This is a genomic window from Embleya australiensis (assembly GCF_051903075.1).
GTDB lineage: Bacteria > Actinomycetota > Actinomycetes > Streptomycetales > Streptomycetaceae > Embleya.
This window is the reverse complement of sequence record NZ_CP182423.1, coordinates 67,847-80,534: the sequence shown is the minus strand read 5'-3', so window position 1 is coordinate 80,534 and position 12,688 is coordinate 67,847. Positions and strand designations below refer to the sequence as shown.

General features: G+C 72.1%; 11 protein-coding genes and 1 pseudogene. 8 read left to right on the top strand and 4 right to left on the bottom strand.

Features of this window, described 5'->3' with window-relative positions; all coding sequences use genetic code 11:
• Positions 1-24: 24 nt before the first annotated feature.
• Positions 25-645: a TetR/AcrR family transcriptional regulator gene (locus tag ACMXN5_RS30690; protein ID WP_439678166.1), complete on the bottom strand. Its 621-nt coding sequence runs from the start codon at positions 643-645 to the stop codon at positions 25-27.
• A gap of 180 nt (positions 646-825) precedes the next feature.
• On the opposite strand from ACMXN5_RS30690, the gene ACMXN5_RS30685 reads away from it, so the two are divergent.
• Together ACMXN5_RS30685 and ACMXN5_RS30680 are read left to right on the top strand one after the other, a co-directional pair.
• A complete protein-coding gene (locus tag ACMXN5_RS30685; RefSeq protein WP_439678165.1) occupies positions 826-2,274 on the top strand; it encodes a purine-cytosine permease family protein in 1,449 nt (482 codons plus the stop codon).
• Positions 2,271-3,131, top strand: coding sequence for an MBL fold metallo-hydrolase (locus tag ACMXN5_RS30680; protein ID WP_439678164.1), 861 nt, complete (start codon positions 2,271-2,273; stop codon positions 3,129-3,131). Before ACMXN5_RS30685 ends, ACMXN5_RS30680 begins: the two co-directional genes overlap by 4 nt.
• Before the next feature lie 194 nt (positions 3,132-3,325).
• On the opposite strand, the gene ACMXN5_RS30675 is transcribed toward ACMXN5_RS30680, so the two are convergent.
• Positions 3,326-4,525 (bottom strand): sensor histidine kinase, encoded by a 1,200-nt coding sequence (locus ACMXN5_RS30675; RefSeq protein WP_439678163.1) that lies wholly within the window; start codon positions 4,523-4,525, stop codon positions 3,326-3,328.
• Positions 4,526-4,551: 26 nt separating this feature from the next.
• Positions 4,552-5,208 (bottom strand): response regulator transcription factor, encoded by a 657-nt coding sequence (locus tag ACMXN5_RS30670; RefSeq protein ID WP_439678162.1) that lies wholly within the window; start codon positions 5,206-5,208, stop codon positions 4,552-4,554.
• Between the two features lie 170 nt (positions 5,209-5,378).
• On the opposite strand from ACMXN5_RS30670, the gene ACMXN5_RS30665 reads away from it, so the two are divergent.
• The 6 genes from ACMXN5_RS30665 to ACMXN5_RS30640 all read left to right on the top strand — a co-directional run bounded on the left by ACMXN5_RS30665 (position 5,379) and on the right by ACMXN5_RS30640 (position 11,076).
• Positions 5,379-5,918, top strand: coding sequence for a hypothetical protein (locus ACMXN5_RS30665; protein WP_439678161.1), 540 nt, complete (start codon positions 5,379-5,381; stop codon positions 5,916-5,918).
• Between the two features lie 2 nt (positions 5,919-5,920).
• Positions 5,921-7,051 carry a peptidoglycan-binding protein gene (locus ACMXN5_RS30660; protein ID WP_439678160.1) on the top strand — a complete coding sequence of 377 codons (1,131 nt, stop codon included), beginning with the start codon at positions 5,921-5,923 and terminating at the stop codon, positions 7,049-7,051.
• Positions 7,048-7,782 (top strand): ABC transporter ATP-binding protein, encoded by a 735-nt coding sequence (locus tag ACMXN5_RS30655; protein WP_439678159.1) that lies wholly within the window; start codon positions 7,048-7,050, stop codon positions 7,780-7,782. The genes ACMXN5_RS30660 and ACMXN5_RS30655 overlap by 4 nt, the downstream gene beginning before the upstream one ends.
• Positions 7,779-8,981: an ABC transporter permease gene (locus tag ACMXN5_RS30650; RefSeq protein ID WP_439678158.1), complete on the top strand. Its 1,203-nt coding sequence runs from the start codon at positions 7,779-7,781 to the stop codon at positions 8,979-8,981. Before ACMXN5_RS30655 ends, ACMXN5_RS30650 begins: the two co-directional genes overlap by 4 nt.
• A gap of 411 nt (positions 8,982-9,392) precedes the next feature.
• Positions 9,393-10,508, top strand: coding sequence for a PucR family transcriptional regulator ligand-binding domain-containing protein (locus ACMXN5_RS30645; RefSeq protein ID WP_439678157.1), 1,116 nt, complete (start codon positions 9,393-9,395; stop codon positions 10,506-10,508).
• A complete protein-coding gene (locus ACMXN5_RS30640) occupies positions 10,447-11,076 on the top strand; it encodes a PucR family transcriptional regulator (protein WP_439678156.1) in 630 nt (209 codons plus the stop codon). Before ACMXN5_RS30645 ends, ACMXN5_RS30640 begins: the two co-directional genes overlap by 62 nt.
• A gap of 66 nt (positions 11,077-11,142) precedes the next feature.
• On the opposite strand, the pseudogene ACMXN5_RS30635 reads toward ACMXN5_RS30640, so the two are convergent.
• Positions 11,143-12,570 (bottom strand): annotated as a pseudogene (locus tag ACMXN5_RS30635) (4-aminobutyrate--2-oxoglutarate transaminase); the annotation flags it as partial.
• Positions 12,571-12,688 lie beyond the last annotated feature (118 nt).

Sequence of the window (12,688 nt, the reverse complement as noted above, 5' to 3'; positions counted from 1 at the left end):
TCTCGGTGAAACTGTTGCGCCGGGTCAGTCCCCGCCCGCCCACAGGCTCCCCGCAGGGAGTCCTACTTCGCGTTCCACGGTGTCCCAGACGAGGCTGTGCACGTCGCCGTAGGTGGTCTCGGCCCGCATCGACACCTGGACCAAGACGCCGTCGACGAGGACGAGGATGCGCAGTGCGCTCGTGGCCGGGTCAGGGACGCGGAATACGCCCGCGTCGTGTCCGGTGCGCAGCAGGTCGGCGAGGACGTCAAGTCCGGCGATCATCTGCCGGTCGACTTCGCGGGCCAGTTCGGGGCGGCGTGGGGCGGCGACCCATGCGCTCATCCAGATGCGGGCGTTGGCGCCGCCCATGCCGAGTGATCGTCGGACCACCGCGCGCAAGGCGTGGATCGGTGGCAAATCCCGGGCCGCTTGCCGGTCTTGCTCGTTCTGAGCGGCAGCGGCCTGGGCGAACGCGGCCACGACAAGGTCGTCGACCGTCGGGAAGTAGTGGTGGATCAGGCCCGAAGTAACGCCGAGCGCGTTGGCGACATCGCGTGAGGTGATGCGGTCCAGCCCCAGGCTGTCGGCCAGGCCCAGCGCCACGTCGACGATCTCCTGACGGCGCTGTTCGGGTGGCCGGCGCATCGTGGGTTTCTTCGGCATGCCCGCAGTCTATTGACCGTCCGCTCAATCACTTGGGCCTGCCGGCGTCCCGCGCCGACGGCGGTCGACGGTGGACGCACCTGCCCGGAATGTGCCCGCGCAGATCTTGACGCCCGCCGACCCCATCTATTGAATACATGCTCAACACACCATTGAGTATTTGTTCAACAAGGAGTCTGCGTGAGTCACCCCCCGGACACCGCGCCCGTGCCGGCGCGCTCCCCCGGCCCCGCGGCCCAGCCTGCGGCCCAGGACGCGTTCGGCAGGATCGAGACCCGCGGCATCGACCACGTCCCGCACGACGAACGGCACGGCCGCCCGGCCGAGCTGTTCCCGGTGTGGCTGTCGTCGAACGTCGGCTACCTGTACCTGATGCTCGGCGGCAGCCTGTCCGTCCTGGGCCTGTCCGTCGCGCAGGCCTTCCTCGTCCTGGTCCTCGGCAGCCTCTTCTGGGGCCTGGTCGGTTTCCTCGCGGTGAGCGGCCCGTCGTCCGGAACACCCAGCCAGGTCGTCACCCGCGCGATGTTCGGCATCCGCGGCAACCGCCTGTTCGGCGCCGGCTTGGGCTGGCTGATCGCCGTGGTCTACGAGGGCCTCAACCTCGCCATGGGTGCCCTTGCGGGGTTCGCGCTGCTGGGCTCGTTCGGCGTGCACCCGAACGCCCCCGCCAAGGTCGCCATCACCGTCGCAACCGGGGTCGCCGCCTTTGCGCTGAGCCTGTACGGCCATGCCACGATCGTCCGCTTCAGCGTGCTGTTCTCCGTCGTCCTGGGCGCTGGCGCACTCGTCCTCGGCGGGTTCGTCACCTGGCATGCCGACCTCAGCCCGGCGGGCTTCACCCCGCTGCACGGCCGGGACCTCTGGGTGGCTTCCTTCATCGGTTTCACCGTGATCGCGTCGGCGCCCCTGTCCTGGGCCAACGGCGCCGACTACGCCCGCTACCTGCCCGCCGACAGCGTCGCGTGGAAGGTCATGCTCAGCACCGCGGCCGGCGGCTTCATCCCGTCCGTCCTCATGGGCGGCATCGGCATCCTGGCCGGCACCGCGGTCGACATGAGCGACCCTCAGGACGCGATGCGCGCGATCGTGCCCGGCTGGTTCTACGCGCTCTTCCTCGGCCTGATCGTGGTCTCCTCGATCACGAACAACGTGATGACCACCTACTCCTCCGGCCTGTCCCTCCAAGCCCTCGGCGTACGCATGAGCCGCACCCGCTCGGTCGTCATCGACGCCCTGCTCGGCGGCGCACTGTGCGCCTACGCCCTGCTGTCCCCCAGCTTCCTGACCTCCGTCAACAACATCCTGGCCCTGACCGTCACGTTCCTCGGCCCGATGATGGCCATCTACGCCGCCGACATCATCCTGCGCCGCAACCGGTACGACGGAATCGCCCTGCACGACGAACAACCCGGCAGCCCGTTCTGGTACCGCGGAGGATTCAGCACGGCCGGCACCGCCGCGCTCTTCGCCGGGACCGCCGCGGCCCTGCTGTTCGTAAACACCACCGTCCTGGTCGGACCGGGCACCGACGCGCTCGGCGGTGTGGACCTGTCCGCGCTCCTCGGGCCCGTAGTGGCCGCCGCCGTGTACATACCCCTCGCATACCCCCGGAAGGCGACCCGGCCGTGACCCACCCCCGACGCGACACATCAACCCCGGCTTCCGCCCGCACACTGCCCGTCGCCGACAACTGGTTCACCGCCACTCCCATCGACGACACGATCACCCGCATCCACGAACCGCACGTCCACGAGTTCCTCCAGGCCAACATCTGGCACCTCCGCGGGACCCGGCGCAGCCTCGTCGTCGACGCAGGGCTCGGCGTGGCCCCGCTGCGCCCGGCATTCCCCGACCTCTTCACGGATGAACCGATCCTCGTCCTGACCCACGCGCACCTCGACCACATGGGCGGCGCCCACGAGTTCGCCGACCGCCGCGCCCACCGCGCGGAGAACGCCGGGGATCCCCCGCCGGGTGCGCTGGTGTCCGCAGCCCTGTTCGCCGAACTAGGCCTTGCCGCTTACGACGACGCCCCCGACATGCTGATCTCCGCTCTGCCGCAGCGGCATTACGACCCGGACTCCTACCGGCTGCGCCCGGCGCACATCACCCGCCACCTCGCCGACGGCGACACGGTGGACCTGGGCGATCGGCAACTCACGGTGCTGCACGTGCCCGGCCACAGCCCCGGTGGCATCGCGCTCTACGACCCCCGGGCCAGGACGCTGTTCTCCGGCGACACCGTCTACGATGACGAACTCCTCGACGACATCCACGGCGCCGACCGCGACGCCTACGCCGCCACCATGTCCCGGCTGCGCGACCTCCCGGTCACCCTCGTCCACCCCGGACACGGCCCCTCCTTCGACGGCGCACGGCTGCGTGAGATCGCCGACGCCTACCTCACCGCCCACACCGCGCGCGCCGACCGGGCGGCGGACAGGCCGGACGCCCCGTCCGGGGGGTCGTCAGGGCGGGCACTTTGACCGCGCGGATATCTCCCGGTCCACGGCGCCTTCACCGATGCCCGCAGGCCATCGTCCGACGATCAGGGCGATGCCGGCTTGGACCTTTCCCGACCGCAGTCCCCGCACCCTGAAGCCACGGCCACGACATCCGGGCATCGGGCTTCGCCGTTCCGCCGACCCGTTGTCTCGTCCGTGTGCTCGCGGCGGCCGACTCAGCGCGCACGGCCTGCGGCAGGTGGGTCGCTGTGCTGCGCGGCGGGTAGCTGGACGCGCACGGTCAACCCGCCGCCGGCGCGGGCGGTCGCGGTGACGGTGCCGCAGTGTGTGGCGGTGATGGCCTCGACTACGGCGAGTCCGAGGCCGAGTCCGGTCCCGCGTTCACGGCCCTGGTGGAACGGGGTGAAGAGGGCGGGGACTTCGTCCGGGTCCAGGGTCGGCCCGGTGTTGGCGACCTCCAGGTACGCCTTGTCACCGGCGGTGCCGGTGGTCAGGTTCACGGTGCCGCCTGGGTGGTTGTGGCGGACGGCGTTGGCCAGCAGGTTGAGTGCGACCTGTCGCAGCAGTGCGGGATCGCCCTCGACCCGGGCGGAGACGGTCGTGAGTGTGACCTGGATGTCGGTGTGCCGGGCTTCGTCGGCGAGATCGCGCGTCGCCGACTGTGCGATGTCCGCCAAGTCGGTCGGACGGCGGTTCAAGGTGCCGGTTTCTCCGCGGGCGAGGGTGAGCAGGGCGGAGATCAGGCGCTCGGTCTGGGCGTTGGCGTCGAGGGCGCGTTCGATGGCGGGGCGGAGTTCGTCGGGGACTTTGCCTTGGGCGAGCGGGATCTCCAGGGCGGTGCGTTGCACGGTGAGCGGGGTGCGGAGCTCGTGGGAGGCGTGGGCGGTGAAGCGCCGTTGTGCGGTGAAGCTGCGGTCGAGGCGGTCGAGCATGGCGTCGAAGGTGTCGCCGAGTTCGCGGATCTCGTCGTAGGGCCCGTCTAGGGCGAGCCGTTCGCCGAGGCTGCGGTCGGCGCTGATGCGTCGTGCGGCGGCGGTGACTTGGTGGAGCCGGTGGAGTGAGCGGCGGCCGGCCCACCAGGCCAGCAGCGCGGCGAGGACGGCGAAAACGGCCAGCAGCAGCAGGGAGCGGGTCAGCAGGTCGCCGAGGGTGGTGTCCTGGAAGTCGTCGAAGCCTTGGACGGGAAGAGTGGGGACCGCCGGGGTCGCGTCCTGCAGCGCCTGGCCGGGGACCGTCGCCGGAGCTGTCGGCGCGAGGGGCGGGGAGGAGGTGACGAGATCGCGGTTGGCGTGGATGAGCTGTCTGGCGCTGAGCCAGTTCAGGGCGAGCATCCCGCATCCGAGGACGGTGAACACCGCCGTGGTGACCAGGGTCAGTCGCCCGCGCAGCGGCAGCCGGTCGGTGAGTCGGGACACCGGGCGGGGTGTGCGGCCCGGCCGGCTCACAGCCGGTATCCGTAGCCGGGGTCGTGGACGATGAGCGGCGGCGTGCCGAGTTTGCGGCGCAGCGCGTGGACGGTGACGCGGACCGCTGTGCTCGCCGGGTCGGCGGCTGTGTCCCACAGGCGGTCGCGGAGTTCCTCGGTGGCGACGGGGGCGCCGTCGGCTGCGAGCAGCAGTTCGAGGACGCCGAGTTCTTTCGGGGTCAGGTTCAGCGGGCGGCCGTCGCGTTCGGCGACGCGCCGTACCGTGTCCAGGCTGACGCCGCGTCTGCTGAGGACGACCGCGGCCCGGTTCGTCGTGGCGCGGCGGCCGAGCGCGCGCAGCCGGGCGACGAGTTCGAGGTAGGAGAACGGCTTGGCCATGTAGTCGTCGGCGCCGTGGCCGAGGCCTTCGACGAGGTCGGAGAGGCTGTCGGCGGCGGTGAGCATCAGGATGCGCGCCGGGTAGCCGGTGGAGGACAGGGTCCGGCACACGGCGTCGCCGCCGAGCCCGGGCAGGTCCCGGTCGAGGACGAGGACGTCGTAGTCGGCGGCGGCGGTGCGCTGGAGTGCTTCGTGGCCGTCGTGCGCGACGTCGCAGAGCATGCCCTCGTCGCGCAGTCCCTCGGCGAGCATGGCCGCCAGGCTCTGCTCGTCCTCGACGATGAGTACCCGCATGTGCTTCCGCCTCCGCTTCCTGGCCCCGTCGTGGTGCCGCGTGGGCGGCCTGCCGGGCCCAGCCTGCCGGGGCGGGTGTTAGCCGCCGGTTAGGCGCGCTGTCACCGGTGGCTAACGGCGGGCTCCGTAGAACTTGTGAACGTCACCGACGTCCACAAGGGAGATCGAGAATGCGTACTTCACCACTGCGCCGCAGTCCGGTAGGCGTCGCGTTGGCCGCCGTCGCCGCGGGGATGGTCCTGGCGGTCGCGGGCTGCTCGTCCGGCGATTCGGCGCCCAAGGTCGCCGGGGACGAAGGCGGCGGGAAGGCCAAGGCACAGGACGACAACGCCGTGCGCAAGGCCTGGGTGGACTGCATGCACAAGCAGGGGCAGAACAGCGTCTCGCAGGACAAGGACGGCAACATCACCTTCGAGGCCGCGAGCACTGGCACAGGCCTGCCGCCGGGCTTCGAGACCGCGAGCAGGCTGTGCGACGAGAAGGTCCCCGGCATCAACCAGGTCAAGCATGCCGACAACGCCAAGTGGGTCGAGATGTCCCGCAAGTGGGTCGAGTGCGCGCGCAAGAACGGCTACACCGACATGCCCGACCCGGACCCCAAGTCGGGGCTCCTCGCCATCCCGAAAGCGATGTTCGACGACGCCAAGTGGGGTGCGGCCGAGCGTGCGTGCGTGCAGTTCCCGCTGGCCGGCTACCGGATCGGCGAGTGACCATGACCCGTACCGTGCAATCGCCCGCACCCGTCGACGGCGAGAACGGACCGGTCCGCAGGAAGAAGCGCGCCAAGGTCGTCGTTGCGCTGCTGGTGTTCGCCGTGGCGGCCGGCGGCGGCGTGGCCGCGGTGGCCCGCCCCTGGGACAGCGGCAGCGGACCGGCCAAGCAGTCCGCCGCCCCCTACGACCTGGTCGCGGTGGAGCGGGGGTCGCTGTCCAGCAGCATCCAGCTCACCGGCTCGCTCGTCTTCGACACGCCCACGCCCATCGTGGCCGCCGGCAAAGGCACCCTCACCGCGCTGCCCGCCGCCGGTGCCGTCGTCAAAGCAGGCGGCAAGCTGTACGAGATCGACGGGCAGCCGGTCGTCCTGATGACCGGCGACCGGCCGATGTGGCGCGACCTAGGCCCCGACGTCCCCGAAGGGCCCGACGTCGAACAGCTCAAACGCAACCTCATCAAGCTCGGCCACGCCAACGGCCTCGGCCTGTCCGCCGACCGGAAGTTCACGCCCGGCACCGCCACGGCCGTCAAGCGCTGGCAGAAGGCGCTGGGCGTCAAGGAGACCGGGACCGTCCCGCTGGGCAGCGTCGTGATGCTGCCGCAGGAATCCGTGCGCGTACAGCAGGTGGGCGCCAAGCTCGGCTCGGCGGTGGGCGGCGACGCCGTCGTCACGGTCACCCGGACCGACCTCGTCGTCACCGCGCAGCCCGCCGAGAACCAGGTGTCCCGGTTCAAGCCCAACGGGAAGGTCCGCGTCAAACTGTCCGACGGCACCACCGTGGACGGGCGCATCCGCTCCCTGGTCCGGGGCACCTCGGGCGATGACAAACCCGGCGCAGACGGCTCCGGGAGCAAGACGACGGTCACCGTGGTCCTGGACAGCCAGGACAAGGCCCAGGAAGCCGGGCCGTCGCCGGTCACCGTCAACGTGGTCGGCGACACCGCGGACAACGCCCTGATCGTCCCGGTCACGGCGCTGCTCGCCCTGGACGGCGGCGGCTACGGCATCCGTGTCGCCGACGGCCCCGCCCCGCGGCTCGTCAAAGTCCAGCTCGGGCTGATCGCCGACGCCAAGGCCCAGATCACCGGTGACGTCCAGCCCGGCGCGCAGGTGGTGATCCCCAAGTGACGAAGGCACCACCGACACCGGAGACGGGCGTCCCCATCCTGGAATTGTTCGGCATCGTCAAGGAATATCCGGGATCGCCGCCACTGCGCATTCTGCACGGTATCGACCTGACCATCGAGGCCGGTGAACTCCTCGCCGTCGTCGGCCCGTCCGGCTCGGGCAAGTCCACCCTGCTCGCCCTGCTCGGCTCCCTGGACCGGCCCACCTCGGGCCGACTGCGGTTCGAAGGCCGTGAGGTGTCCGGCTTGTCGGACCCCGACCTGGCGGCGCTGCGGGCGCACCGGATCGGCTTCGTGTTCCAGCAGTTCTTCCTCCTGCCCGGACTCACCACGGTCGAGAACGTCACCACCGGCCTGCTGTACAGCGGGGCGCCGTTCGCCGAGCGCCGGGCGCGGGCCGCGGACGCGCTGCGCTCCGTCGGCCTCGGCCACCGCCTCGGCCACCATCCCGACCAGCTCTCCGGCGGTGAGAAGCAACGCGTCGCGATCGCCCGCGCGCTGATCGGCCGCCCCGCCCTGCTGCTCGCCGACGAACCCACCGGCGCGCTGGACAGCGTCTCCGGGCAGTCCGTCGTCGATCTGCTCCGCACCCTGAACGCCGACGGCACCACGGTCGTGGTCATCACCCACGACCGCGAGCTGGCCGCCTCGTTCCCGAGGCGGGTCGGCATCCACGACGGCCGCATCGAATTCGACGAACGCCACCCGCATACCGCCGGAGCCGGCCGATGAGCGCCACATCGACGAAACCGCGCCGCACCCGGCTGCGCCCGACCGACCTGCTGCGGCTGGGCATGATCGGGCCGCGCACCCGCAAGATGCGCACCGCGCTGTCCGCGCTCGGCATCGCCCTGGGCATCGCCGCGGTCGTCGCGGTCACCGGCATCTCCAACTCCAACCAGCAACACCTGCTGGCCCGTCTGGACGAGCTCGGCTCCAACCTGATCACCGTGGCACCCGGCAAAGGCGTGGACCAAAAACCGGTGCCGCTGCCGCCCACCGCCGAGAAGATGCTCGCGGCCATCGGCCCCGTCCAACAGGTCACCGCGACCGGCGCCACCCACGCCGACGTCTACCGCAACGACCTGGTGCCCGCGCAGCAGAACGGCAGCATCACCGTGCTGGCCGCCCGCCTCAACCTGCTCGACGTCCTGCGCGCCACGCTGCAGAGCGGACAATGGCTGGACGCCGCGAGCGAGAACCTTCCGGTGACCGTCCTCGGCGATCAGACCGCGCAGCGCCTCGGCGTCACCGCACCCGGCGAACGGGTGTGGCTCGGCGGCCAGTGGTACAAGGTCGCCGGCATCCTCAAAGCGAACGAACTCGCCCCGGAGCTGAGCACCGCGGCGCTGGTCGGCTGGCCCCAGGCGGTCACCCACCTGGGCGCCGACGGCACCGCCGCGAACATCTACCTGCGGTCCTACTCCGAACGCGTCCCGCAGGTGCAGTCCGTGGCCGCCGCCAGCGCGAACCCCGGCAGCCCCAACATGGTCGCCGTCAGCCGGCCCTCCGATCTCCTCGCCGCGCGCGCCGAAACGGAAGACACCCTCACCGGGCTCGTCCTCGCCCTGGCCGGCGTCGCTCTGCTGGTGGGCGGCGTAGGCATCGCCAACACCATGGTCGTGGGCGTGATGGAACGCCGCGGCGAGATCGGACTCCGCCGCGCCCTGGGCGCCCGAGGCGGCCAGATCGCCGCGCAGTTCCTCCTGGAAGCCGTCCTCATGGGCTTCATCGGCGGCATGGGCGGACTGCTCATCGGCAGCCTGACCGTCTACGGGTACGCGCTCGTCCAGGGGTGGCCGGCCGCCATCCCGCTCTACACATTGTTCGTTGGCCCCGCGGTGTCGGTCGCCGTGGCCGCCGTCGCCGGAATCTACCCCGCCCTGCGCGCCTCGAAGGCATCCCCCACCGAGGCACTGCGCTCCGCGTGACAACGACCGGCCGCCTTGGGGCGGTGTCTCGGCCCGCGGTCGAGGCACCGCCCCAAGGTCACGCGGACGGCTGGAGATCCCTCACAGGCGCGGCGGGGAGAGGGGCACGCCTGCGCCCTCTCGTTCGCGCCGGCGACGATCGACCGGGAACCCCCGGCACGGCGCCCCGCGGTGGCGCTGCCGACGCCGCAACCGCACTGGCCGCCGGCACCGGCGCTTCCTCGACCGCGCTGGCCGCCTTCGGCCTGCCTCCCCGGGCCGGCGAGGCCGGGCGCGCAGCCGAATCACTCGTCCGCAGGGGAATTCACCCGGGCAAACGGCAGCGACAGTCCCTTCGGAGGCTCCTGTGCCAAGCGCCGTGCGGTCCCCGCCGAAAGATGCTGCGCTCCGATTCCTGCTTGACAACGCGGTATGAGCACGCAGGCTGCCCGGATCCATGCCGGGCGTGTTCAGGGGGTGTGCCAGGATCGGCGTCGTGAGCAACGCAGCGGGCGCCGGGTCGGCGCGGGGGCCGGTGGGCCGGGCGACTCCGCATGGTCGGCATCGCGCTGTGCGGGGCTGACGCGCATGGGCATTCCGATCCGGTGGTTGATCGGGCAGCGCGCGCTGGGGCTGCGGGTGCTGGCCTGCCGCGAGGGGCTCGACCGGGATGTCGCCTGGGCGCACAGTATCGAGTTGGCCGATCCCACGCCGTGGCTCGACGGCGGCGAACTGCTGCTCACGACCGGGCTGCGGCTGCCCGCGACCGACGACGCGTGTGCCGCGTACGTGCGGCGCTTGACCGATGCAGGCGTGGCCGCGCTCGGTTTCGGCAGCGGGCTGACGCACCCGCAGGTCCCGCAGGCCATCGTGGCCGCCGCCGAGACGGCCGGGCTGCCGGTGTTGGAGGTGCCCCTTCCCACCCCGTTCGCGGCGATCACGAAGGCGGTGATGCAGCGCCTGGCCGAGCTCGAGTACGAAGACGTGGTCCAGGCGTCGCGGACCCAGCCCCGGATGACGCGCGCCGCGCTGCACGGTGGCGCACAGGCCGTCGTCCGGGAACTCGCCGTCTCGACGGGCTCCGCAGTGCTCCTGCTGGACGCGGCGGGCGTGGTGCGCGCGGCGCATCCGCCCGGTGCCGCGCCGCCCGCACCGGATCTGCTCGCCGAACTGCCGCTCGGGACCAGGTGGCGTCGGCCGCCGGCTCGGGGCCGCGCGGGGTGCTGGCCGTGCAACGCGTCCGGGTGGGGCCCGTGCCCACGGCAGGCTCGTGCTGGCCGGCGAGCGGCCGCTGACTCCCGTCGACCATCTGCTGCTCGGTCACGCGGCGTCGCTGGTCGCGCTGGAGGCGGAGAAGCCGGTGCGCCTGCGCGACGAGCAGAACCGCGTGAACGGACTGTTCCTGCGCATGCTGCTGGACGGAGTCGTCACCGCACAGGTCGCCCGCACCCACCTCGCCGATGCCGGCTTCCCGGTCGGGGGCGGGGTGCGTGTCCTTCTCCTGTCCGGTGGCTCGCCGCAGCGGGCGTTGGAGGTCGTCGGCCATGAGCTGGCCGAGCGCGGGCTGCCGGTGTTCGGCGCGGTCCGCGCCCGCAGCGCGGCGGTGCTGCTGCCGGGCGACTCGGCGACGACGGCCGAGGCCGTCGCGAACAGCGTCGCGGGTGGCGGCAGGTCGCGTTGCTGGGCCGGCCTCAGCGCCGTCCACCAGCCCGCGGACGGCCCGATCGCCCTGCGCGAGGCGGTCAACGCCGCCGCCGTCGCACAGGCGCGCGGTGGGAACGAGCTGGTCGGGTTCGAGTCGCTGGCGGGACAGGTGCTCGTGACGGCCCTGGCGAGCCGTGCGGTTCTCGAGGAGATCTCGGCGGCCAAACTGGCCTCGCTGGGCGACTACGACCGTGCGCACGGCGCGGAACTGCTCGCCTCGCTGCGCGTGTTCCTGGAGTACCACGGCCAGTGGGAGGCGGCCTCGACGGCGGTCGGCGTGCACCGCCACACCTTGCGCAGCCGGATGGACCGGATCCAGGCGGTGCTCGGCGCCGACCTGGACTCCGCGCATGTCCGCGCCGAGCTTCTGCTGGCGCTGGCCGTGTGGCCGGGGACGGCGCACGCTCGCTGACGCATTCGTCGGCAGCGGGTCGGCGGACGCCGTCCCCGGACCCCGGCCTCGGGCGGTCGCGCCGGTCTCCTCCGCGATGGCGTCGGCGAGGATGTCCAGGCATTCGTGCGGCAAGGCGTTCGGGATCGACAGCGGGGGCAGGAACCGCAGCACGTTGCCGTGGCTTCCGGCGGTCAGCACCAGCAGTCCCGCGGTATGGCACCGCTTGGCGATCCGGGTGGCGAGCCACGGGTCGGGCATCCGGTCGGCGACCACGCCGACGGCTGCTTCCCGCTGGTCCTCCGCCACGGCCTCCCGACGCGGCTCGTCATCCCTGCCGCGGTCGGTCGCGATCAGTTCGACGGCGGTCATCGCGCCCCGGCCGCGGACGTCGCCGATCGCCGAGTGCGCGGTCTGGAGCTTGCCGAGCCGGGCCAGCATGAGGTCGCCGATCTCCCGGGCCCGCCGCAGCAGATCGTGCTCGCGGATCTCCTCGAAGACTCCGAGCGCGGCTTCGCAGGCGACCGGGTTGCCGCTGTACGTGCCGCCGAGCCCGCCGGCCGGGACCGCGTCCATCAGTTCGGCGCGGCCGGTGACGGCGCCGAGCGGCAGCCCGCCGCCGAGTCCCTTGGCGGTGGCCAGCAGGTCGGGCTCGATGCCCTCGTGCTCGCACGCGAACATCCGGCCGGTGCGCGCGATGCCGGTCTGCACCTCGTCCGCGATCAGCAGGATCCCGCGCACCCGGCAGATCGTGGCGACCCTGGCCAGGAAGCCGGGGGCGGGCACGATGAAGCCGCCCTCGCCCTGGATCGGCTCGACCAGGGCGGCGGCCACGTTCTCCGCGCCGATCTGGCGGTCGAGCAGGTCGATCAGGGCCTCGGCGGCCTCCTCCGCGCAGCGTTCCGGGCCGGAGCGCCAGCGGTAGGGGTAGGCCATCGGGGCGCGGTAGACCTCCGGGGCGAAAGGTCCGAAGCCCTGCTTGTACGGCCGGTTCTTCGAGGTCAGCGTCATCGTCAGCAGCGTGCGGCCGTGGTACGCGTGGTCGAACGCCACGACGGCGGGCCGCCCGGTGGCCGCCCGGGCGATCTTGACGGCGTTCTCCACCGCCTCGGCGCCGGTGTTGACCAGGAAGGTACGCCGCTCGTCCGGCACCGGGGCAAGCTTGGTGAGCTTCTCGCACACGTCCAGGTAGGACGCGTACGGATTGACCAGGAAGCACGTGTGCGTGAACCGGTCCAGCTGGGCGGCCGCGCGCCGCACCACCCGCGGGGCGGAGTTGCCCACCGTGGTCGCCGCGATGCCGCTGCCGAAGTCGATGAATGAGTTGCCGTCCGCGTCGACGATCACGCCGCCCGCGGCCTTGACGAACACCGGGAGCGTGGCACCGACTCCGGCGGGGACCAGGCGGCGCTGCCGGGCGAGCAGTTCCCGGGACCGCGGGCCGGGGATCTCGGTGACGATCCGCCGGGCCTGCGGGAGCGACGGTCCGCCGGCCGGTCGGGTGGCTTCGGGCACGGCACATCCTCGGGTGGGTCGGGAAGGCGACGTCCGAAACAACCACCGCGGCGATCGGCGCGGCCATCGACGAATCGGCGTGCTCCCGGCGCCGAGTGCGCGACATATCGTCGGGCGT